The following is a 20,062-nucleotide window of genomic DNA, read 5'->3' as shown; positions in this document are numbered from 1 at the left end:
CCGCCACGCCGCAACCCCCCAACAGCACTACCTACACCCTGGTTTGTGAAGAGCCACATTTGTGTGCAGTGAGCTCTGTGTGGCCTTGGAGCGGGGTGCCGTCGAAGGGCAAGAGGAAGTTCACCGGCACGGAATCGGCCCCGACGTCGAGCAGCTGGAACGCCACCTCGACGAGCTGCTCATCGGTTTCGCCCATGCCCGCGATGAGCCCAGAGCAGGCGGAAAGGCCGTGCTCGCGGGCGTGCTGGACGGTATCGCGGCGATCTGCGTAGTCATGGGTGGTGCAGATTTCGTCGTAATGGGATTGCGCAGTGTTGAGGTTGTGGTTGTAGGCATCGGCGCCTGAGCCGGCGAGGCGTTCGGCCTGTCCTTCCTTCAAGATGCCGAGGCAGGCACAGACCTCGACATTAGGGTGTTCCTTCTTGAGGTCTCGAATGATTTGACCGACGCGGTCTACGTCGCGGTTGCTGGGGCCGCGGCCGGACGCGACGAGGCAAACTCGCCCGGCTCCCGCAGCGATGCCGGCGTTGGCGGCGGCGAGGGCATCGTCGTGGCTGAGCCAGGTGTACTTCAGGACGTCGGCTTCGGAACCCAGCCGCTGCGAGCAGTAGAAGCAGTCTTCTGGGCACTTGCCTGACTTGAGGTTGACGAGGTAGTTCACCTTCATGGTGTTGCCGTGGAAGTGTCGACGCACGCGTCCGGCGGCTGCGACGAGCGGATAGGTGGCGGCATCGGGCAGCCGCAAGATGGCGAGTGCCTCGTCGCGGGTGATCTGGCCGCCAGCGATGACACGGTCGGCGAGCTCATTGAGGTCCATGATGGCAGCCTCCTTTTTGAATGCTGTTCAACTCGTACTCTATCCATTCGTTCGGCAGTCGCTTGCTGCGGCCTCGCCGAGTGCAAACGTTGAGCCCCACTGCGCCGGACCTCTGGGTTTCAAAGAGGGTGTGGCAAATCTTTCGGACACCCGAAGGTGAGCGGCGACGAGCTGCCTTGCGGCCGTGTCGCGTCGGCCGATGCGGTGCGCGGATGCCAAGCGGGCGACGCGCTCACGATGCGTTCGACGGTGCAGCGTGCGGCACGGTTTCGTCCCGGAGAAGAGGTCGAATTGCAGCCAGATTCTGGCACTCGGTTGAATTGAGTGCTAATAGGGGTATAGCTTTGGGATTGGCACTCGACGTGGTTGGGTGCCAACGCCGTGCGGCACCGCGACGACGCTCGGCAACCCAAAATGGACATTGCACCCCGGCGCCACGCCGCCGGGTTAACCAGACAGGAAGGTGTTTGACGTGGCAGTCACGATCAAGCCTCTTGAGGACCGCGTCCTCGTTGAGCCCCTCGAAGCCGAGCAGACCACCGCTTCCGGGCTCGTCATCCCTGACACCGCCAAGGAGAAGCCCCAGGAGGGCCGCGTCGTCGCTACCGGCCCCGGTCGCTTCGACAACGACGGCGCCAAGCGCGTCCCCATGGACGTTGCCGAGGGCGACGTCGTCGTCTTCTCCAAGTACGGCGGCACCGAACTCAAGTACGACGGCAAGGAGTACCTGCTCCTCAACGCACGCGACATCCTCGCCGTCGTCTCCAAGTAAGGAGCGCAACTCATGGCAAAGATTCTCGCTTTCGACGAGGAAGCTCGCCGCGCGCTTGAGCGCGGCGTTGACACCCTCGCCGACACCGTGAAGGTCACCCTCGGCCCCAAGGGCCGCTACGTCGTGCTCGACAAGCAGTGGGGTGCGCCCACCATCACCAACGACGGCGTGACCGTCGCCAAGGAAGTGGAGCTCCAGGATCCGTATGAAGATCTGGGTGCTCAGCTCGCCAAGGAAGTTGCCACCAAGACCAACGACGTCGCAGGCGACGGCACCACCACTGCCACCGTGCTGGCGCAGGCCATGGTGCACGAAGGCCTCCGCGCCGTCGCTGCCGGTGGCAACCCCGTCGGCATCAAGCGCGGCATCGAGAAGGCCGTCGACGCGGTCGTCGAGGAGCTGCGCAAGAACGCTCGCGACGTCTCCACCACCGACGAAATGGCCTCCGTGGCCACCATCTCGTCGCGTGACGAGCAGATCGGTGAGCTCATCGCCGACGCGTTCGACAAAGTGGGCAAGGACGGCGTGATCACCGTCGACGAGTCGCAGACCTTCGGCACCGAGCTCGAGTTCACCGAGGGTATGCAGTTCGACAAGGGCTACCTCTCGCCGTACTTCGTCACCGACGCCGACCGCATGGAGGCCGTGCTCGAGGATCCGTACATCCTGCTGCACTCCGGCAAGATCTCCTCGATGAACGATCTCCTCCCGCTGCTGGAGAAAGTCATCGGCGCCAAGGGCACGCTGTTCATCGTGGCTGAGGATGTGGACGGCGAGGCGCTGTCCACGCTCGTCGTGAACAAGATCCGCGGCACCTTCACCTCCGTGGCTGTGAAGGCTCCGGCCTTCGGCGACCGTCGCAAGGCGATGCTGGAAGACATGGCCATCCTCACCGGCGGCCAGGTCGTCGCCCCCGAGGTCGGCCTGAAGCTCGACCAGGTGGGTCTTGAGGTGCTCGGCCGCGCACGTCGCGTCGTTGTCACCAAGGACAACACCACCATCGTCGACGGCGCTGGCGAATCCTCCGAAGTGGAGGCTCGTGTGGCGCAGCTGCGCGCCGAAATCGAGCGCACCGACTCCGACTGGGATCGCGAGAAGCTCCAGGAGCGCGTCGCGAAGCTGGCCGGTGGCGTCTGCGTCATCAAGGTGGGCGCTGCCACTGAGGTGGAGCTTAAGGAGATCAAGCACCGCGTGGAGGACGCCGTCTCGGCTACTCGCGCGGCCATCGAGGAGGGCATCGTCGCCGGTGGCGGCTCCGCGCTCATCCACGCGGCCAAGGTGCTCGAGGATGGCCTCGGTCTCGAGGGCGACGAGAAGCTCGGCGTCCAGATCGTCGCCAAGGCTGCGGTTGAGCCGCTGCGCTGGATCGCGGAGAACGGCGGCCAGCCTGGCTACGTCATCACCTCGAAGGTTGCGGAACTCCCCGTCGGCCAGGGCTACAACGCCAAGACCGACGAGTACCACGACCTCGTGGCGAACGGCGTCATTGACCCGGTGAAGGTGACGCGCTCCGCGCTCGCCAACGCCGCGTCGATCGCCGCGCTGCTGCTCACCACCGAGACCCTCGTGGTGGACAAGCCCAAGGACGAAGACGACGACTGACCTCGCCACGTCAAACGTCGGTGCCCCGGGAGCTGCACGGCCCCGGGGCACTGACGTATCTGCGGTGGCTGGCCGCACCGTCGTCGCGGCGCATGTGGGTAGAATCGCTGGCAGTGCCCATTGAACGGAGCGTGAGAGGCGAGGAATGACGACACAAGCTGAAGCACCCGGACCATTCGACTACCTTGGGCTCACCTACGACGACGTCCTGTTGCTGCCGGGCGAGACCGACGTGATCCCCTCCGAAGTGGACACCACTACGCAGTTCACCCGTGAACTCTCGTTGAAGCTGCCCGTTGTGTCGGCGGCGATGGACACCGTCACCGAATCCCGCATGGCCATCGCGATGGCCCGTCAAGGCGGCCTCGGGGTGCTGCACCGCAACCTCTCGATGGAAGACCAGGCCTACCAGGTTGACTTGGTGAAACGCACCCAGACCGGGCGCATCACCAACCCCGTCACCATCGGCCCCGACGCCACGCTCGACGACCTCGACAAACTCTGCGGCCAGTACCGCATCTCCGGCCTGCCCGTCGTCGACAAACACAACACGCTGCTCGGCATCTGCACCAACCGCGACCTGCGTTTCACACCCGTCGCCGAGTGGGAATCGACGCTCGTGCGCGACGTCATGACCCCCATGCCGCTCATCACCGCGCCGGAAGACATTTCCCGCGACGACGCCACCGCGCTGCTGCGCAAACACAAGCGCGAGCGCCTGCCGCTCGTCGATGCCGACGGCAAGCTCACCGGCCTCATCACGGTGAAAGACTTCGTGAAGTCGGAGCAGTTCCCGAACGCATCCAAGGACGCGCACGGGCGGCTGCTCGTCGGCGCCGGCGTCGGCTACTTCGGCGAATCGTGGGAGCGCGCCAACCTGCTCATCGAAGCGGGCGTGGACGTGCTCGTCGTCGACACGGCTCACGGCCACGCGAAGCTGCTGCTCGACATGATCCGCAAACTCAAGGCCGACAAAGCCTGTGACGGCGTGCAGATCGTCGGCGGTAACGTCGCCACCCGCGCGGGTGCGCAGGCACTCATCGACGCGGGTGTAGACGCCGTCAAAGTGGGCGTCGGCCCAGGCTCCATTTGCACGACGCGCGTCGTTGCTGGCGTCGGGGTGCCCCAGGTCAGCGCCGTGTACGACGCGTCGCTCGCCTGCAAACCAGCCGGCGTGCCGCTGATCGCTGACGGCGGCCTTCAGTACTCCGGCGACGTGGCGAAGGCCCTGGTGGCAGGCGCGAGCAGCGTCATGGTGGGCTCGCTGCTGGCTGGCTGCGAGGAGTCGCCGGGCGAGACGGTGTTCATCAACGGCAAGCAGTACAAGCAGTACCGCGGTATGGGCTCGCTCGGCGCCATGAGCTCGCGCGGCAAGAAGTCGTACTCGAAGGACCGCTACTTCCAGGCCGACGTGATGAGCGACGACGAGCTCATCGCTGAGGGCATCGAGGGTCAGGTGCAGTACCGCGGGCCGGTGAAGTCCGTCGTGCATCAGCTCGTGGGCGGCCTGCATCAGTCGATGTTCTACGTCGGCGCCCGCACCGTGTCCGAGCTGCAGGAGCGCGGCAAGTTCGTGCGTATCACCGCCGCCGGCTTGAAGGAATCGCACCCTCACGACGTGCAGAACATCGTGGAAGCCCCCAACTACGCGCGCCGATAACCCGAGAAGATTGAGGATATGTACGAACTGAGTCACAGCAACCGCGCCACCCCTGCGTACAGTTTCGACGACGTCGCGATCGCGCCGCAGCGACGCACGCGCAGCGATTCCGAGGTGGACCTCACCTGGAAGATCGACGCCATCACCTTCGACGTTCCCATCTGCGCGGCGCCGATGGATTCGGTGATGTCGCCGGAGACCGCCATCAAGATGGGGCAACTGGGCGGCCTGGGCGTGCTCAACCTCGAAGGTCTGTGGACCCGATATGAAGACCCGACCGAGCAGTACGAGGCGCTGACCGGCCCACTCGACCAGGTGACCGCCACCCGGCGCATGCAGGAGACCTACGCCGCACCCATCAAGCGCGAGCTAATCGAAGCCAGGCTGCGGCAGATCCGCGACGCGGGGGTGCCCGTCGCGGCTTCGCTGTCGCCCGCACGCACGCAGGAATTTGCCGACGTCATCGAGGGCGCGGGGCTCGACTTCCTCGTGATCCGCGGCACGACGGTATCCGCCGAGCATGTGGGCGGTGGCGACGACGTGCTCAATCTCAAGGAGTTCATCTACCACCTCGATACCCCTGTCCTCGTGGGCGGCGTGGCGACGTACCGCGCCGCACTGCACCTCATGCGTTCCGGCGCGGCGGGTGTGCTCGTCGGGTTCGGTGGCGGCGCGACGCACACCACCGCGTCGGTGCTGGGCATCGAGGTGCCGATGGCGTCGGCGGTGTTCGACGTGGCGGAGGCTCGTCGCGACTATCTGGAGGAGTCCGGCGGCCGCTACGTGCACATCATCGCCGACGGCGCCGTCGGGCGTTCGGGCGATATCGCGAAGGCCATCGCGTGTGGCGCCGACGCCGTGATGGTGGGTTCGCCGCTGGCTCGCGCGGCGGAGGCGCCGGGCAAGGGCTGGCACTGGGGCCCCGAGGCCTGGCACCGCACACTGCCGCGTGGCGAGCGCACCTTCTTCGAGCAGGTGGGTTCGTTGGAGGAAGTGGTGGTGGGCCCGTCGCGTGTGCCCGACGGCACCATGAACCTGGCCGGCGGCCTGCGCAAGGCCATGGCCATGACGGGTTACACCGACGTGAAGAGCTTCCAACGCAGCAACCTCATCCTCCACCGATGACGAACGACGAGGCCCGCGCCGAACTGCGCCGCTTACGCGACAGCATCGACAACCTGGACTCGATGCTGGTGCACCTGCTTGCCGAGCGATTCAAGATCACGCAACGCGTGGGGGAGTTGAAAGCGACGCACAACATGCCGCCCGCCGACCCCGCCCGCGAGGCCCAGCAGATCGAGCGCCTGCGCGCGCTGGCGAAGGAATCCCAGCTCGACCCCGAGTTCGCCGAGAAGTTCCTCCAGTTCATCGTGCGCGAGGTCGTCCGCCACCACGAACAGATCCGCGATGAGCAATCGTGAGCGTTCTGCGCAGCGGCGGATGCGCACTGCGTGGCGTATGTGGCTGAGTTTCACCACCGTTTCGCTGGGCATGGCGTGGCTTGCGGCCGTCTTGTATCCGCTCTTGGGTTATCCGGGCGGGCCAACGCTGGTCTTGCTAAGCGCTGCGGCTTCTGTGCCGTCGGCATCAGCTCAACGAATGGGAGGAGTGCTGCCTTTCTTGCTAGGTGTGACGACCACAATTGCGGCGGTCGTAGGCTTATTGCTACACGTGCTGGGGCGCATTTCTGATGTGACTACGGTGCTTGTTGTGGCGGCTATCTTCGCCACTCTCACCTTGATAGTCGGGCCCATTCATGCCCGGAGGAGTGACCCCACCAATTGTTAAAGTCGTGCGCATGCATTACGACCGCGAGATCGTTTCCGACGGCATTGCCGGACTCGAAGCACTGACCGAAGACGTGGGCCTGGGCGAGGCTCGTATGGCTGGGGGCAACGGCTTCGGAGTTATCCGAGACGACTCCGGCGGTATATTGTTCAAGTCCATCATGGATGCGCACCAGCAGTGTTTGGACAACGTCGGTGATCTCTTCACTGGGTGCGAACGACTTCTCGGCAATGCGGCCGAGAATCTCACCGAGACTCGTTCGGCCTATGATGCCAATGAGCAGGCTAACCTCGACGAAGTCTCACAGCTTTGGAGCGACCTCGAAATGGAGGAGGGCCTCGAACCCGTCGGTCCGCCGCCAGACGGGAATGTGCAATCCAACGAGTTGTGGTGGACAGATTCACTACACACTCCCATCGACTCGAACCTAGACCACTGGATCTGGGATGTGATGTCATGGACAGATTGGATGCCCGGAGCCAGCCTCGCGCGGAAAGCGATCGCGGAGGTCTGCAGTTGGTTCGGGCTTGAAGATCCTTTCGTCAAGGCGTCGCAGTGGCTAGTTGGCGACTGGATGGCTCTTGATGAGTGCAGCCAAGGATGGGACCTGATCGGTGAGTTCTTCGCTGACATGGGCGACGAGCTGCGTTGCAGGATGCAACTCATGTTCGAAGGCTGGTACGACGACGCTGCTGCAACCGCTGCGGGTGAGTATTTTGCTACGGCCGTGGATGCTATTCAAGGAGCACAGGCTCCCCTCTCACAGCTGGCGGATCAATACCATGACGCTGCGGTAGCGGCATTTGGTTTTCATAATGCCATCTGGTCGCTCGTCGACGCGGTCGTGGACGCAGTAATAACCATGCTCCTCACGGGTGGGACTTTCTTGGAGGCACTCGCTGCTCCCTTCACCGGAGGAGCAACGGCAGTCACTGGAGTTCTCACGGCCATCTATGCCGCGCTAGAGGCGATCAGCGCTGCCTTCGGAGCGGCTATGGCTTTGGCCAACCTGATGATGGGCATTGGAGCGACAATCGGCGCTTACACGACTGAAATCGAATGGGTGACACTCCCAGAAGGGTGAGGAACTAATGTCGACACCACGCATGAACCCGCTCGCTAGCCAGATGTTGGGTGGGCGAGAGTTCAGGGAGAAATTGCGCGAGTCTTTGCTGGAACGGGCTGCCCGAACTGATGATCCTGCGTTCCAAAAGCGCTTGGAATCGATTGCGAATGGGCGGCGTCCACTTCGGACGCTGCTGGCAGACCCCGCATTTCGAGCAGAGTTGAATGCAGCCTCATCTACGGGGAAAGACGCACCTGCCCCGCCGGTTCCAGAAGGGACTCCGGAAGAGGTAGTGCATACAATGCGTTCGCAAACGGGTCTTGACAGTAACCCGATACCGGGAATCGATGAGGCCCAGGCCGTTTACCAAGACGCTCTACTACTTGCGGAAGAGGCGCAAGCCGTCATCGCTGACGAAGAAGCCCACGGTTGGGGAGGAACCGTCGAGCGCTTGAGCTCAGACTCAGCGCAAGCAGAGGAATCTGATCGTACGTCCTAACGTTAGCTGCGGAATGCTCGTTGAGCTTCAAGGATGCGGCATTGGACTTCCTCGACAGGTAGTTGTATGAAGGGCTGGGCAAGTTTTCTCGGACGCTTTCCTGCGGTGGAGAGGATGAGAAAGCCGCGGGGGCCAGGTTTGCATTGCGTGCGAGTTTGATCGAGCGGCCACGATTCCGCTGGCTCGCGACCAGGAATCTCTGGAAACTCGATAGTGCGGCTCGTCACCGTCATGACGACGTTGGACTCCATGAGCTGCCGCTGCGGGGATGACTGCCTGGAGCGTCGCACGAGAAACAGCGCAAGTAATGCGCAGGCAGCGAAAAATGCCGCCACCATGAAGCCGGTGGAAGCATCTGAGACGTCATCGCGGTTCAAGGAAAGAACGGCGAGAACCCCACACAATACGGTCAGGCCTGTGAAGGCGGTGAGGCCGAGCCAGCCGATGATTCGACCCAGTAGCAGTGATTGGCTGCCAAGATTCTGCAGTGCTGTGCGAACCGGGACACTAAGAACGGCGATGGGGCGCTCATCATCACTGGTCATTGGCGTCCTCCTGGGAGTTGATCATCGCTTGCGCGGTACGCGAGAGGTACGCGCGGAGCTGCTGCTCGTCGTCGGGGGAGAGGGTGAGGGTATCGATGGCGTTCGACATGTGGCGCATCCAGCGCTCGGCTTGTTTGGGCGTAACCTTGAACTGGTTGTGGCGGAGGCGAAGACGCGGGTGGCCGCGCTGCTCGCTGTAGGTTTTCGGCCCGCCCCAGTACTGCTCCAGGAACATGCGTGTCCGCTCTTCGGCGGGGCCGAGGTCTTCCTCCGGGTACATTGCGCGCAGCGGGGGATCAGAGGCCACGCCCTTGTAGAACTCGCGCACGAGCTGCTCAAACGTGGCGCGCCCGCCCACGCGCTCGTAGAACGATCCATCAGCCATGCCGCATAGCTTAGTTGCCGGGTTTCCCAGTGGGGCAGCGGGCCAAAGTGACCGTTATCCTCCACGCGCGGCCATGAACCCCCTGGTTTCGGCGGTTTTTTGCAGGTGTGGAGGATAACGGTCGGGGCGTGGGATGATTTCGATACGCCGCCTTCGGCGGCTACTCAATCATCGGGTAGTGGCGGGCGCGGCTACTGAATCATCGGGAAGGGGCTGCACGATCACCGGGTGGGGGACGAAATGACCGTTTTCCTCCACGCCTGCAGATTTCTCCCGAAAACCGGGGGTCAAATGCTTCTTGTGGAGGATAACGGTCAGTTTTCTGAGTATCTCGCCCGCTTCACTTGGCGTCCGACGAGGAATGCCCGCGCGACGAGCACGACGAGCACCGCCCAGCCCACGATGTGCCAGGCCAGCGCTCGTGCGTGAGCAGGCGGAACGTCGCGGTCCCGCCTGCGCGCTCGTTGAAGGTGGACATGGCACGAGGCTAGTGCCGGGCGGATCTACATCCCGAATCCGCCCAACACTGGTCCTGAGATTCAGACCCGGTCCTGCGTGGAGTAGCCGTACAGGTCGGTTTGGGTCTGGTTGATCCAGATCCGCTCCCCGCCGTCGGGATCGGCGAACTGCAGGGTGCGGCCGAACGTCTCGTCGATCACCACCGGGTCCGCGCCCACCTCCTTCAACGGTGCGACGAGGTCGTTGACATCCCCGTCGTACTCGAATCCGAGCACGGTGTTCGCCCTGGTGCTCTCGCTGGCGCCGTGGATCGCGACCAGCCCGGAGTCGGCCTGGAAGTCCACCCACGCGCCGGAGTCCGAGGCGATGCGCTCCCGGAGCCCGGCCGTCTTCAGCGTTTTCCGGGCCTGCTCCACGTCAGGCGTCACCCAGATCGGCATCACGCTCAATGGGCCATCGTCGTGGTGGTTCGACCCTGCCGAGGGCGCGTGGGCGGCCAGGCTCATGCCGTCGTCAGTGCTGACCTTGGCCGCGCGGCCAAACGGCTGATCCTCGACGGTGGTGCCGCAGGCCTCGGCCCATTCGTCGAGGTCCTCGACCTCCAGACACAGGTCCACCTGCCCCTTCGGGTAGTCCTCCATCGGTGAGTGGAAGGCGACGCGGCCATGGTCGAGCTGGACCAGCGCCCAGCCGTCCTGGTCGACGAGGGCCTCGCCGCCCAGGGCCGTCATGATCTTCAGCCACTGCTCGGGGTGCTCGGTGTACAGGATTGGTCGGACGGTGGTCATTCGTAGTTCTCCTTGAGGTACTGCTCGAGTGCCTTTTCCACGAGCGCCGAGAGGCTGAGGCCTTCGTCGATGCCGCGATGCTTGATGCGCGTGATCAGGTCCTGCGGCAGATACACATTGAACTGTGCGCGCTTGGGTCCTACTGCGGTTTCCATGGCTAGGGTGCTAGCAATCTAGAATCCATGTGGCAATGCCTTGGGGTGTACGGGTCGCCTTATACAGGTGTATATTTTCTTGTACACTCGTATCATGCATGATGATCTCACCTCGCGTGCCCGACTGCGCGACGCCATGATCGAGCTTGTCGACGCAGGGCAGACGCCCACCGCGCGCGGCGTCGCGGAGCGCGCGGGGCTGAGCCCCGGCCTGATCCGCCACCACTTCGGCTCCATGGATGCGCTCATCAGCGAATGTGATTCTCACATCGCTGGCCTGGTGCGCCAGTCGAAGGAGAAGGGAATCGCCCAGGGTGCCTCCGTCGACGTCCTCGCACTGTTTCGGGAGACGGGCAACGCCCACATCCTCGGCTACCTCGCCAGACGGCTGGGCACGTCCAGCCCGCAGATCGACGCCCTCGTCGACCAGATGGCCGCCGACGCGGCGGGCTACATCCAAACATCCATCGACGACGGCCTCCTCAAACCCCTGCCCGACGTCGACCTGGCCGCCAAGATGCTCACCCTCTACGCGTTGGGATCGCTCGTGCTCCACGAGCACATGGAGCGCCTCATCGGCATCGACATCACGCAGGCCGACCTCTCCGCCGAGCCCGGCTTCGTTGACTACGTCGCTGCCCAGTTCGCCGTCTTCTCCGGTCTCTACACCGACGAGGTGGTCACCCAGGTGCTCCAAACCTTCCAAGCCCAGACCAACAAGGACCAAGCATGAACCCCGTCATCGACATCGCACGCCTTCGCAAGTCCTACGGGAAGCATGAGGCCCTGCGCGGCATTGACCTCGATGTGCGCCCCGGCGAGGTCTACGGCTTCCTCGGGCCCAACGGAGCGGGCAAGTCAACCACCATCCGCATCATTCTCGACGAGATCCGCGCCTCCGCAGGATCCGCGCAGCTCTTCGGTCTCGACTCCCGTCGCGACGCCGTCGAAATCCACCGACGGCTCGGTTATCTGCCGAGCGACCTCGCCCTCTACCCCAAGATGACCGGACGCGATTCCCTGAAGTTCTTTGCCCGCCTGCGCGGCGGCGTCGACCAGGCCTACGTCGACGAACTCGCCGAACGTTTCGATGCGACCCTCGACAAGCGCACCGGCGAACTCTCGACCGGCAACCGGCAGAAGATCGGCCTCATCGCCGCCTTCATGCACAAGCCGGAGCTGCTCATCATGGACGAACCCAACGCGGGGCTCGACCCACTCGTGCAGCACGAGTTCCAGTCGCTCGTGCGTGAGGTCGCCGACGAGGGGCGCACCGTCTTCCTCTCCAGCCACACGCTCTCGGAGGTGCAGCGCGTCGCCGACAGGGTGGGCATCATCCGCCACGGCGAGATGGTCGCCGTCGAGGACATCGACGACCTCCGTGCCGTGCGCAAGGTGACCATGCTCGTCGAACCCAAACCCGATCCCGCCGATTTCGCAGCCGTCGACGGCGCACGCGACATCGTCGTGAACGAAAATCACGTCCACCTGAGCTTCGACGGCGAACTCGGCTCCCTGCTGCAGGCCGTCGGATCCAAGTACCGAATCCTCGACCTGTCGGCCTCGGACGCCGACCTCGAAGAGGTCTTCCTCGCCTTCTACCAGGACCCGCGATGAGCGCGGGCGTTGCGCTCCTCGGCCGAGGGTTGGCCGAGCACTGGAAGGGCGCGACGGCCGCCGTCGTGGCGGTCTTCGCGATGCTGTTGATGGGGCTGGGCATCTACCAGTCGCTGGACCTCAGCATCTACGAGCAGATGCCGGAGACCATCCGCGCGCTGCTGGGGACGCCGGAGGGTGCCTCGCCCGAAATCTTCGCCTACACCGAGATGCTCGGCACGATGGGTGGCCTGGCGCTCGCCGGTGTGGCGGTGGCGATTGGCGCCCAGGCCATCGCGGGGGAGGAAGGTGAGCGGCGGTTGTCGTTCCTGCTCGCGCACCCCGTCTCGCGGACGGCGACGGTGGTGAGCCAAGCGCTCGTGCTGGTGCTCGTGATCGCCGTCGCAACGCTCACGCTGTGGGGCACCTCGCTCCTGGCGGGGATGCTGTACTCGGTGTCGCTCGGCGAGGCGCACATTGGCGCGCTCAGTGTGGCGTTGGGCGCCAATGCCCTCTTCCATGGGGCGCTCGCGTTCGCCGTCGGGGCGGTCACGGGCAACAAGTCTCTCGCAGGGGCGATCGGCGGTGCCGTGCTGGCGTTCGGTTGGCTGGGTGCCGGGTTGTTGCCGCTCTCGCCCGACACCGCCGACTACGCGAAGTTCATGCCCTGGCACTGGTATGCCGATCAGCAGGCGCTCGTCAGCGGACTCGATGGTGGCCACCTCGCGCTGCTGCTCGGCCTCTCCGCGGCGCTGCTCCTCGTCGGCATCCTCTGGCTGCCGCGCCGCGACCTGCGCACGATCCCGCCGGCGACGCTCGCCGAGCGACTGCGGTCGTTGCCGGTGCTGTCGCGTTTCTCGCGGCGTGCCTCATCGCTGTTCGGACTCACGTTCGGCCGCAGCCTCACCCTGCTCGTCGTCGTGAGCGCGGTGATGAGCCTGTTCATGGGCGTGTCTATGGGGCCGATCTACGCGGCGCTCGAGGCGTCGCTGGCGACCATGATGGAGTCGTTGCCGATGGACATGATGGCGCTCGCGGGAGCCGGCGACATGTCGACACCCACCGGATTCTACTGGGGTGAGACGTTCGGCATGATGGCACCGGCGGCAGTCATCGTCGTCGTGGCGGTGGCCGCGGCAGGGTTGGCCGCGGAGGAACGCTCGGGCCGGCTCGGTCCGGTGCTCGCCGCGCCCGTGCCGCGCGCCCGGCTCGTCGTCGCGACGACGCTCACGATGCTCGCGTACGCGGCCATCGTCGCCTACGGCACCGGCCTGGGCGTGTGGGTGGGTTCCGCGATCGCCGACATGGGGCTCGAGCCATCCCACGTGCTGGGCACGGCGACGCACCTGTTCGCGTTGGGGGCCTTCGTCGGAGGGTTGGCACTACTCGTTGCCGCCGCGACGGGGAACCCGCAGAAAGCGACGTGGACGGCCGTGGGGGTGGGCGTCGTCGGGCACTTCGGTGCCGCGATGCTCCGGCTGAGCCCCGACACCGCCGACTACGCACGCCTCTCGCCGTTCCACTACTACTCCTCGTCCGAACCGCTCGCGCACGGCGCCGATTGGGGGCACGTGCTCATTCTCGTGGGCGCGGGGGCCGCGTGCATCGTCGCGGCACTCTGGTGGTTCCGGCAGCGCGACCTGCGCGTGTGACGGCTCTTTCTGCGCAGCCGGGATCGCGTCGATGGCACTGCCAGGCAGGGCCGCGGGCCAAAGCGACCGTTATCCTCCACGCGCGGCCATGAACCCCCTGATATCCGCGGTTTTTTGCAGGCGTGGAGGATAACGGTCGGGGTGGGGGTGATTTCGATACGCCGCTGGCGCGGCTACTCAATCATCGGCCAGGGGTGGCCAGTGGCTCGGCCGACAGCCCGAAATGACCGTTTTCCTCCACGCCTGCAGATTTCTCCCGAAAACCGGGGGTCAAATGCTTCTTGTGGAGGATAACGGTCAGTTTTCTGAGTATCCCGCCCGCTGCACTTGGCGTCCGACGATGAACGCCCGCGCCACGAGTACCACAAGCACCGCCCAGCCCACGATGTGCCAGGCCAGCGACTGCGCGACGAAGATGCCGCACACCGCCACCAGCACCGGCAGCAGGTAGATGCACGACCACTTGATGTAGCCGCCGAAGCTGGGCATGTCGACGCCCGCCGACTCAGCGACGGACTTCACCATGAAGTTCGGCCCGTTGCCGATATACGTCATCGCACCGAAGAACACCGCACCCAGCGAAATCGCGACGAGGTACAGCTCCGGCACGCCTGGATCGAAGCCAATCCGGGGCTCGCCAGGGAGCTGGCCCGCAATCGAATAGAACGTCGCGTAGGTCGGCGCGTTATCCAGGAAGCTTGAGAGCCCACCGGTCACCCAGAAGAACGTGATCTCGTTCAGCGGCAGCTTCGGCGCCAACCCCTCCAGATACTGCAGCGCCGGAACCATCGTGAGGAAGATACCGATGAAGATGGCCGCCACCTCCAGGATCGGATCCCACACAAACTTGTTGAGCTCGTACCGCACCCGCTTCGAGCCGAACGCCAGAGAACACCCCGCCGCCGCATACATCAGCAGTTCCCGCACCGGAACATAGTCGAGCCAGCCCGCCGTACCAGCCTCGATGGCGTGCAGGTCCACCGACGGCGCAATCGCCACCGCGACGATGATCACGCCGAAGAACACGAAGTTGATGCCCCCGTCAATCCGGATGGGTTCCTGCTGCGTTTTATCCAGCTCCACCGCCGCCGGATCCTCCAGCCGGCGCATCTTGTGGTCGAGGGTGTTGTAGGTCAGCAGCAGCACGGCCAGCACGGTGAACCATTCGATGAACAGCCCAAACGTCCAAGTGAACGGCACGCCCCGCAGCATGCCCAAGAACAGCGGAGGATCGCCGAGCGGCGTCAACAAGCCGCCGCAGTTCGCGACGATGAAGATCGCGAAGATCACCGTATGCGCCACATAGCGCCGCTCCGAGTTCGTCTTCAAAATGGGCCGGATCAACAACATCGCGGCACCCGTCGTGCCAATAAACGACGCGATCACGCCACCTATCGCGAGGAACAGCGTGTTGTTCTGGGGGCTCGCCTCGATGTCTCCGCGCAGGTGAATGCCACCGGAGACGATGAACAGCGCCAGCAGCAACGAGATGAACTGGAAGTACTCGAAGCCCGCGTGCACGACCAGCCCCGGCGCTCCCGCAAGAATCATCCACAACGCGACGGGGACGCCGAGCACCAGCGCGATGACGAGCTGGTTGCGCGGGCGCTCCCACCACGACGCGAGCGGCGGTACGAGCGGGAAGATGGCGATGCTGAGCAGCATCAGCACAAAGGGGATCAATCCCCAGGCAGGAATGGTCATTGGGTTCTCCGGCGGACGACGAAGCCCCGGTGGGGGCCTCCAATCAGTGCCCGTTCACCCTACTCCTGCAGTATTCGCGGATGGCAGCCGGGGCCACAACTACGCGACGACGTCGCCGTCGTGCACCTTGCTGGGGTGCCCGACGACCACCGCGCCGGCTGCCACATCCTTGACGACGAGCGCGTTGGCGCCGATCTTGGCATCATCCCCGACGGTGATGGCGCCGATCACTTTCGCGCCCGCACCGATGAGCACTCGGTCGCCCACCGTTGGGTGGCGCTTGAACCGCCCCCGCGCGCGCCCACCGAGCGTGACCTGGTGGTACATCAGCACGTCGTCGCCGATCTCGGCGGTCTCGCCAATCACCACGCCCATGCCGTGGTCGATGAACAGCCGACGCCCGATCGTCGCGCCGGGGTGAATCTCCACCCCGGTGAGGAACCGCGCGACCTGCGAGATGCCCCGCGCCAGGGGCTGCAGCGCCGGCGAGGCGTGCCAGATCTTGTTGGCCACCCGGTGGGCCCACACGGCGTGGACCCCCGGATAGACCAGCGCCACCTCGAGCTTGCTGCGCGCCGCCGGGTCGTCGCGCATGGCGGCGTCGAGGTCTTCTTGCATTCGCTCCCACACGGAGCGCAGCAATCCCTTGGAGTGTTTCATGGTGCCAAACCTAGCTGACTCGCTCAGTCGACGAGGCCCTCGAACAGGGCAGTGGACAGGTAGCGTTCGCCGAAGTCGGGGACGATCACGACGATGGTCTTGCCCGCGTTCTCGGGGCGTGCGGCCACCTCGGCGGCAGCGGAGAGCGCTGCACCACCGGAGATACCGACGAGGATGCCCTCCTCCTTGGCGGCTCGACGTCCGAATTCGATGGCCTGGTCGAGCGTGCGCCCGAGGACCTGGCCGTACACATTCTGGTCGAGGATCTCGGGCACGAAGTTGGTGCCGAGGCCCTGCAGCTTGTGGGGAGCGGGCTTACCTTCGCGCAGCAGCGGCGACTCTTCAGGCTCCACTGCGACGACCTTGACGTCGGGGTTGCGCTCCTTCAGCACCTGGCCGACGCCGGAAATGGTGCCGCCGGTGCCGACGCCAGCGACGAAGATGTCGACCTTGCCCTCGGTGTCGTTCCAGATTTCTTCCGCAGTGGTCTTGCGGTGAATCTGGAGGTTGGCCTCATTCGCGAACTGGCGGGCGAGCACCGCGCCGCGCTCGGCCGCGATCTCGTCGGCCTTCGCCACCGCGCCCTTCATGCCCTCGGAGCCGGGGGTGAGCACGAGCTCGGCGCCGTACGCGCGCAGCAGGGCTCGGCGCTCCTTGCTCATGGATTCCGGCATGGTGAGCACGACGTTGTAGCCGCGCGCGGCGCCGGCGAACGCCAGGCCGATGCCGGTATTGCCCGACGTGGCCTCCACGATGGTGCCTCCCGGCTGCAGCTCACCGGAGGCGGCGGCAGCGTCGAGGATGGCGACGGCGATGCGGTCTTTCACAGAATTGGCTGGGTTGTAGAACTCCAGCTTGGCGGCGACGGTGGCGTTGTCGCCCGCGATACGGTTGAGCTTCACTAGCGGCGTGCGACCTACCAGTGCGGTCACGTCGGAGTAGATGTTCATACCGCTCCAAACGCCTCTGCACCCGCGGTTATTCCCATCGGCTCCAGGGCACTAGACTTCCTCGCATGATCGTCAATCACGAACGGGTATTGGTCGTCGACTACGGCGCTCAGTACGCGCAGCTCATTGCGCGTCGGGTGCGTGAAGCTCGTGTGTACTCAGAGATCGTCAGCTCGAAGCTTTCCGTCGACGAGCTCGTCGCGAAGAAACCTGCCGCCATCATTCTCTCAGGCGGGCCCTCGTCGGTGTACGCCGACGGCGCCCCGCAGGTAGATCCGGCGCTCTTCGACGCCGGCATCCCCGTCCTCGGCATCTGCTACGGTTTCCAGGCCATGGCGAAGGCGCTGGGAGGCACCGTCGCGGAAACGGGCACCCGCGAATACGGTCGTTCGGCGCTCTCCATCCAGAACAACGGATGCTTGCTGGAATCCATCCCGAACACCATCAATGTGTGGATGAGTCATGGCGACGCGGTATCCAAGGCACCCAAGGGGTTCGTCGTGCTGGCCCGCAGCGCCGGGGCGCCCGTCGCGGCCTTTGAGCACAAGGGTCGCCGCCTCGCAGGCGTGCAATGGCACCCCGAGGTGATGCACTCGCAGTGGGGGCAGCAGGTCATCGAGCACTTCCTGTACAAGATCGCTGACATCCGCCCATCCTGGACCGCGGAGACGATGGTCTCCGACGCCATCGCGGCCATCCAGGAGCAGGTGGGCGACAAGCGCGTGCTCTGCGCGCTGTCTGGCGGCGTCGACTCGGCCGTCGCTGCGGCGCTCGTGCAGCGCGCCATCGGGTCGCAGCTCACGTGTGTGTTCGTCGACCACGGTTTGCTGCGCGCCGGTGAAGCGCAGCAGGTGAAGGAAGACTTCGTGCGCGTGACGGGCGTCGACCTGATCGTCGCCGATGAGCGCAAACGCTTCCTCGACGCTCTGGCCGGTGTGAGCGACCCCGAGCAGAAGCGCAAGATTATCGGCCGCGAATTCATCCGCACCTTCGAAGCCATCGCCGCAGATCTCGCCGGCGAACGCGGCATCGAATTCCTCGTGCAGGGCACGCTGTACCCCGATGTCGTGGAATCAGGCGGCGGTGACGGCGCTGCGAATATCAAGAGCCACCACAACGTCGGCGGACTTCCCGACGACCTGCAGTTCACGCTCATCGAGCCGCTTCGCAACATGTTCAAGGACGAGGTGCGCGCGGTGGGGAGTCAGCTCGGGCTGCCCGACGAGATGGTCTGGCGCCACCCATTCCCCGGCCCCGGCCTGGCGATCCGCATCGTCGGAGAGGTCACCGGAGAGCGCCTCGAGATTCTGCGCAAGGCCGATCTGATCGCCCGCGAGGAGCTGAAGGCGGCAAACCTGGAGCGCGACATCTGGCAGTTCCCCGTCGTGCTACTCGCCGACGTGCGCTCCGTCGGCGTGCAGGGCGACGGCCGCACCTACGGACACCCGATCGTGCTGCGCCCGGTAACCAGTGAGGATGCGATGACCGCCGACTGGGCCCGCCTGCCTTACGAGCTACTCGAGAAGATTTCGACGCGCATCACTAACGAGTGTGCAGAGATCAACCGCGTCGTGCTGGACGTGACCAGCAAGCCCCCCGGCACCATCGAGTGGGAGTGAGCGGCGTCGAGTGCCTTCGCATGCATTTTCATGCTGCAGTCAGTGCCTAGAGCAGCCGTATAGTGTTGCGTTTGTAGGGTATTAACCTACAATTGAAACATGGGGAATGCGAACCATGTAGAGGCGATAGCGCGACTCTCTGAGTCAGAGGGTGTTTTCACTACGGCACAGGCTGCTCGCATGGGTATACCTCGCGACGCACTACATGACGCCGTAGCATCCGGCCGCATTGAGAGAATCATGCACGGGGCTTACCGCATGATTGGCTCCGGCTCGTCCTTTGCTGACGAGCTCACGGCGATATGGAAACTCACCGCTCCAGCCAGGTTCACCCACGAGCGGCTGCGCGTTGCCGAGTGGGACGGCATCACCGTCGGTGGGTCCACCGCATCGGCCCTTCTCGAAATCGGCGACCTGCACGTCTCGCCGTACCGGCTCTACGCGCCCCGGAGGGTAAACACCAGGAACACTGCCGTACGGTTCGCGAAACGTGCAGTACCGCGAAGTGACGTGACGTTCGTTCAGGGGTTGCCTGTGACCCGGCCGGAGCGCACCGTGTTTGACCTTGTTGTAGATGACGAGGACTTTTCCCTGGTTGCCGACGTGCTGCGGGACGCATGGCAGGCAGACCGAGGCTTCGGTTTCAAGAAGCTTAGGGAGCTTCTAGGGGGCCGCTACGAGAAAGAGAGAGCAGAGAACCTCTACCGAAGCCTCTTGGCGGATTCGGGTCTAGCCGACGAGGAAGAGACGCTATGACGTACGAAAGCGCAGCAGCGCTGGAGATGGCTCACACAACTGGCCCGTGAGCTATTCGACCCCGCCCTTGCAGGGATGGCAGATGGCTTGACGTGGAATCCAAGTACGACAACGTGGGAGGAGAAAACCTACTGTGACAAGCAGTAAGGCGGCGCCCCTCGTCGACAGCGAGGAGCCATCCGAGGTTGCGAGTGGGAATGATAGTCCTGAAACATGCAGTGCGGGTGGTCACAGTTGTGACCACCCGCACTGGGTTTAGACGTTGGAAAGTGGCTTAGCCTCAGGCCTTATTCTTGTTCACGAGCCCGAAGACTACGAGCACGACGATTGCGCCGATGACAGCGCTGATCAGGCCGCTGATGGACCAGATGTTGTCGAAGGAATCGCCAGTCATGAGTTGGCCGATGAGGCCGCCTACGAAGGCGCCCACGATGCCGAGGATAGTAGTCAGGATGAACCCGCCGCCCTGCTTGCCGGGGACGATGGCTTTCGCAATTGCGCCAGCAATGAGACCAACGACGAGGTACGCAATAAGAGTCATAGCTACACCATTGCACACCAGGGGTTCATATCCAAGGCGTTAGCCCAC

Annotated in this window: 21 protein-coding genes; 11 read left to right on the top strand and 10 right to left on the bottom strand. The window is 64.5% G+C overall.

Annotated features, from left to right (window positions below):
- Window positions 1-31 precede the first annotated feature (31 nt).
- The gene (bioB, locus tag Q0X68_RS01120; protein ID WP_297746309.1) at window positions 32-817 is read right to left on the bottom strand and encodes a biotin synthase BioB; all 786 of its coding nucleotides are present in this window, start codon (window positions 815-817) and stop codon (window positions 32-34) included.
- 472 nt (window positions 818-1,289) lie between these two features.
- Between bioB and groES the strand changes: the two genes are divergently transcribed.
- From groES to Q0X68_RS01090, 6 genes are all read left to right on the top strand, one after another.
- The gene (gene groES, locus Q0X68_RS01115) at window positions 1,290-1,589 is read left to right on the top strand and encodes a co-chaperone GroES (protein ID WP_108872290.1); all 300 of its coding nucleotides are present in this window, start codon (window positions 1,290-1,292) and stop codon (window positions 1,587-1,589) included.
- A gap of 12 nt (window positions 1,590-1,601) precedes the next feature.
- Window positions 1,602-3,191: a chaperonin GroEL gene (gene groL, locus Q0X68_RS01110; RefSeq protein ID WP_108870440.1), complete on the top strand. Its 1,590-nt coding sequence runs from the start codon at window positions 1,602-1,604 to the stop codon at window positions 3,189-3,191.
- Window positions 3,192-3,336: 145 nt separating this feature from the next.
- Window positions 3,337-4,851, top strand: a complete 1,515-nt coding sequence (gene guaB / locus Q0X68_RS01105; RefSeq protein WP_297746304.1) for an IMP dehydrogenase — start codon at window positions 3,337-3,339, stop codon at window positions 4,849-4,851.
- Between the two features lie 18 nt (window positions 4,852-4,869).
- Window positions 4,870-5,976: a GuaB3 family IMP dehydrogenase-related protein gene (locus Q0X68_RS01100; RefSeq protein ID WP_108870438.1), complete on the top strand. Its 1,107-nt coding sequence runs from the start codon at window positions 4,870-4,872 to the stop codon at window positions 5,974-5,976.
- Entirely contained in the window at window positions 5,973-6,272 is a 300-nt protein-coding gene (locus tag Q0X68_RS01095; protein WP_297746299.1) for a chorismate mutase, read from the top strand. Before Q0X68_RS01100 ends, Q0X68_RS01095 begins: the two co-directional genes overlap by 4 nt.
- A 377-nt stretch (window positions 6,273-6,649) precedes the next feature.
- Window positions 6,650-7,723: a hypothetical protein gene (locus Q0X68_RS01090; RefSeq protein WP_297746294.1), complete on the top strand. Its 1,074-nt coding sequence runs from the start codon at window positions 6,650-6,652 to the stop codon at window positions 7,721-7,723.
- Between the two features lie 483 nt (window positions 7,724-8,206).
- On the opposite strand, the gene Q0X68_RS01085 is transcribed toward Q0X68_RS01090, so the two are convergent.
- The 5 genes from Q0X68_RS01085 to Q0X68_RS01065 all read right to left on the bottom strand — a co-directional run bounded on the left by Q0X68_RS01085 (window position 8,207) and on the right by Q0X68_RS01065 (window position 10,536).
- The gene (locus Q0X68_RS01085; protein ID WP_297746291.1) at window positions 8,207-8,749 is read right to left on the bottom strand and encodes a hypothetical protein; all 543 of its coding nucleotides are present in this window, start codon (window positions 8,747-8,749) and stop codon (window positions 8,207-8,209) included.
- Window positions 8,739-9,134 (bottom strand): globin, encoded by a 396-nt coding sequence (locus Q0X68_RS01080; RefSeq protein WP_297746288.1) that lies wholly within the window; start codon window positions 9,132-9,134, stop codon window positions 8,739-8,741. Before Q0X68_RS01080 ends, Q0X68_RS01085 begins: the two co-directional genes overlap by 11 nt.
- 340 nt (window positions 9,135-9,474) lie before the next feature.
- A complete protein-coding gene (locus tag Q0X68_RS01075; protein WP_297746285.1) occupies window positions 9,475-9,612 on the bottom strand; it encodes a hypothetical protein in 138 nt (45 codons plus the stop codon).
- A gap of 61 nt (window positions 9,613-9,673) precedes the next feature.
- Window positions 9,674-10,381, bottom strand: coding sequence for a hypothetical protein (locus Q0X68_RS01070; protein WP_297746282.1), 708 nt, complete (start codon window positions 10,379-10,381; stop codon window positions 9,674-9,676).
- Window positions 10,378-10,536 carry a CopG family transcriptional regulator gene (locus Q0X68_RS01065; protein ID WP_297746279.1) on the bottom strand — a complete coding sequence of 53 codons (159 nt, stop codon included), beginning with the start codon at window positions 10,534-10,536 and terminating at the stop codon, window positions 10,378-10,380. Before Q0X68_RS01065 ends, Q0X68_RS01070 begins: the two co-directional genes overlap by 4 nt.
- A 94-nt stretch (window positions 10,537-10,630) precedes the next feature.
- Between Q0X68_RS01065 and Q0X68_RS01060 the strand changes: the two genes are divergently transcribed.
- From Q0X68_RS01060 to Q0X68_RS01050, 3 genes are read left to right on the top strand one after another with little or no spacing between them, the layout of a single operon-like run.
- On the top strand, window positions 10,631-11,269 hold the full coding sequence (locus tag Q0X68_RS01060; RefSeq protein WP_297746276.1) for a TetR/AcrR family transcriptional regulator: 639 nt from the start codon (window positions 10,631-10,633) through the stop codon (window positions 11,267-11,269).
- Entirely contained in the window at window positions 11,266-12,153 is an 888-nt protein-coding gene (locus Q0X68_RS01055) for an ABC transporter ATP-binding protein (protein WP_297746274.1), read from the top strand. Before Q0X68_RS01060 ends, Q0X68_RS01055 begins: the two co-directional genes overlap by 4 nt.
- Window positions 12,150-13,784 carry an ABC transporter permease subunit gene (locus Q0X68_RS01050; protein WP_297746271.1) on the top strand — a complete coding sequence of 545 codons (1,635 nt, stop codon included), beginning with the start codon at window positions 12,150-12,152 and terminating at the stop codon, window positions 13,782-13,784. The genes Q0X68_RS01055 and Q0X68_RS01050 overlap by 4 nt, the downstream gene beginning before the upstream one ends.
- Window positions 13,785-14,081: 297 nt before the next feature.
- On the opposite strand, the gene Q0X68_RS01045 is transcribed toward Q0X68_RS01050, so the two are convergent.
- The 3 genes from Q0X68_RS01045 to cysK form a co-directional block, all read right to left on the bottom strand.
- Complete coding sequence (locus Q0X68_RS01045) at window positions 14,082-15,488, bottom strand: sodium:proton antiporter (RefSeq protein ID WP_297746268.1); 1,407 nt, start codon at window positions 15,486-15,488, stop codon at window positions 14,082-14,084.
- Window positions 15,489-15,587: 99 nt separating this feature from the next.
- Window positions 15,588-16,148 (bottom strand): serine O-acetyltransferase EpsC, encoded by a 561-nt coding sequence (gene epsC, locus Q0X68_RS01040; RefSeq protein WP_297746265.1) that lies wholly within the window; start codon window positions 16,146-16,148, stop codon window positions 15,588-15,590.
- Between the two features lie 23 nt (window positions 16,149-16,171).
- On the bottom strand, window positions 16,172-17,098 hold the full coding sequence (gene cysK / locus Q0X68_RS01035; protein WP_297746262.1) for a cysteine synthase A: 927 nt from the start codon (window positions 17,096-17,098) through the stop codon (window positions 16,172-16,174).
- A gap of 65 nt (window positions 17,099-17,163) precedes the next feature.
- Here cysK and guaA point away from each other — a divergent pair, with 65 nt between their 5' ends.
- Together guaA and Q0X68_RS01025 are read left to right on the top strand one after the other, a co-directional pair.
- Window positions 17,164-18,717, top strand: a complete 1,554-nt coding sequence (gene guaA, locus Q0X68_RS01030; protein ID WP_297746259.1) for a glutamine-hydrolyzing GMP synthase — start codon at window positions 17,164-17,166, stop codon at window positions 18,715-18,717.
- 99 nt (window positions 18,718-18,816) lie between these two features.
- Window positions 18,817-19,473 (top strand): type IV toxin-antitoxin system AbiEi family antitoxin domain-containing protein, encoded by a 657-nt coding sequence (locus tag Q0X68_RS01025; protein ID WP_297746256.1) that lies wholly within the window; start codon window positions 18,817-18,819, stop codon window positions 19,471-19,473.
- Between the two features lie 280 nt (window positions 19,474-19,753).
- On the opposite strand, the gene Q0X68_RS01020 is transcribed toward Q0X68_RS01025, so the two are convergent.
- A complete protein-coding gene (locus Q0X68_RS01020; protein ID WP_297746254.1) occupies window positions 19,754-20,014 on the bottom strand; it encodes a GlsB/YeaQ/YmgE family stress response membrane protein in 261 nt (86 codons plus the stop codon).
- Window positions 20,015-20,062: the final 48 nt, after the last annotated feature.

It is taken from the genome of uncultured Tessaracoccus sp., assembly GCF_947286155.1.
In the GTDB taxonomy this organism is placed as follows: domain Bacteria; phylum Actinomycetota; class Actinomycetes; order Propionibacteriales; family Propionibacteriaceae; genus Arachnia.
The sequence above is the reverse complement of the archived record's forward strand: the minus strand, read 5'-3'. Positions and strand labels throughout refer to the sequence as shown.

What these genes read in the sequence shown, in the direction of transcription:
- bioB (WP_297746309.1), bottom strand. Translation starts at nt 817, where the DNA reads ATGGACCTCAATGAGCTCGCCGACCGTGTCATCGCTGGCGGCCAGATC.
- groL (WP_108870440.1), top strand. Translation starts at nt 1,602, where the DNA reads ATGGCAAAGATTCTCGCTTTCGACGAGGAAGCTCGCCGCGCGCTTGAG.
- guaB (WP_297746304.1), top strand. Translation starts at nt 3,337, where the DNA reads ATGACGACACAAGCTGAAGCACCCGGACCATTCGACTACCTTGGGCTC.
- Q0X68_RS01100 (WP_108870438.1), top strand. Translation starts at nt 4,870, where the DNA reads ATGTACGAACTGAGTCACAGCAACCGCGCCACCCCTGCGTACAGTTTC.
- Q0X68_RS01095 (WP_297746299.1), top strand. Translation starts at nt 5,973, where the DNA reads ATGACGAACGACGAGGCCCGCGCCGAACTGCGCCGCTTACGCGACAGC.
- Q0X68_RS01090 (WP_297746294.1), top strand. Translation starts at nt 6,650, where the DNA reads ATGCATTACGACCGCGAGATCGTTTCCGACGGCATTGCCGGACTCGAA.
- Q0X68_RS01085 (WP_297746291.1), bottom strand. Translation starts at nt 8,749, where the DNA reads ATGACCAGTGATGATGAGCGCCCCATCGCCGTTCTTAGTGTCCCGGTT.
- Q0X68_RS01080 (WP_297746288.1), bottom strand. Translation starts at nt 9,134, where the DNA reads ATGGCTGATGGATCGTTCTACGAGCGCGTGGGCGGGCGCGCCACGTTT.
- Q0X68_RS01075 (WP_297746285.1), bottom strand. Translation starts at nt 9,612, where the DNA reads ATGTCCACCTTCAACGAGCGCGCAGGCGGGACCGCGACGTTCCGCCTG.
- Q0X68_RS01070 (WP_297746282.1), bottom strand. Translation starts at nt 10,381, where the DNA reads ATGACCACCGTCCGACCAATCCTGTACACCGAGCACCCCGAGCAGTGG.
- Q0X68_RS01065 (WP_297746279.1), bottom strand. Translation starts at nt 10,536, where the DNA reads ATGGAAACCGCAGTAGGACCCAAGCGCGCACAGTTCAATGTGTATCTG.
- Q0X68_RS01060 (WP_297746276.1), top strand. Translation starts at nt 10,631, where the DNA reads ATGCATGATGATCTCACCTCGCGTGCCCGACTGCGCGACGCCATGATC.
- Q0X68_RS01055 (WP_297746274.1), top strand. Translation starts at nt 11,266, where the DNA reads ATGAACCCCGTCATCGACATCGCACGCCTTCGCAAGTCCTACGGGAAG.
- Q0X68_RS01050 (WP_297746271.1), top strand. Translation starts at nt 12,150, where the DNA reads ATGAGCGCGGGCGTTGCGCTCCTCGGCCGAGGGTTGGCCGAGCACTGG.
- Q0X68_RS01045 (WP_297746268.1), bottom strand. Translation starts at nt 15,488, where the DNA reads ATGACCATTCCTGCCTGGGGATTGATCCCCTTTGTGCTGATGCTGCTC.
- epsC (WP_297746265.1), bottom strand. Translation starts at nt 16,148, where the DNA reads ATGAAACACTCCAAGGGATTGCTGCGCTCCGTGTGGGAGCGAATGCAA.
- cysK (WP_297746262.1), bottom strand. Translation starts at nt 17,098, where the DNA reads ATGAACATCTACTCCGACGTGACCGCACTGGTAGGTCGCACGCCGCTA.
- guaA (WP_297746259.1), top strand. Translation starts at nt 17,164, where the DNA reads ATGATCGTCAATCACGAACGGGTATTGGTCGTCGACTACGGCGCTCAG.
- Q0X68_RS01025 (WP_297746256.1), top strand. Translation starts at nt 18,817, where the DNA reads ATGGGGAATGCGAACCATGTAGAGGCGATAGCGCGACTCTCTGAGTCA.
- Q0X68_RS01020 (WP_297746254.1), bottom strand. Translation starts at nt 20,014, where the DNA reads ATGACTCTTATTGCGTACCTCGTCGTTGGTCTCATTGCTGGCGCAATT.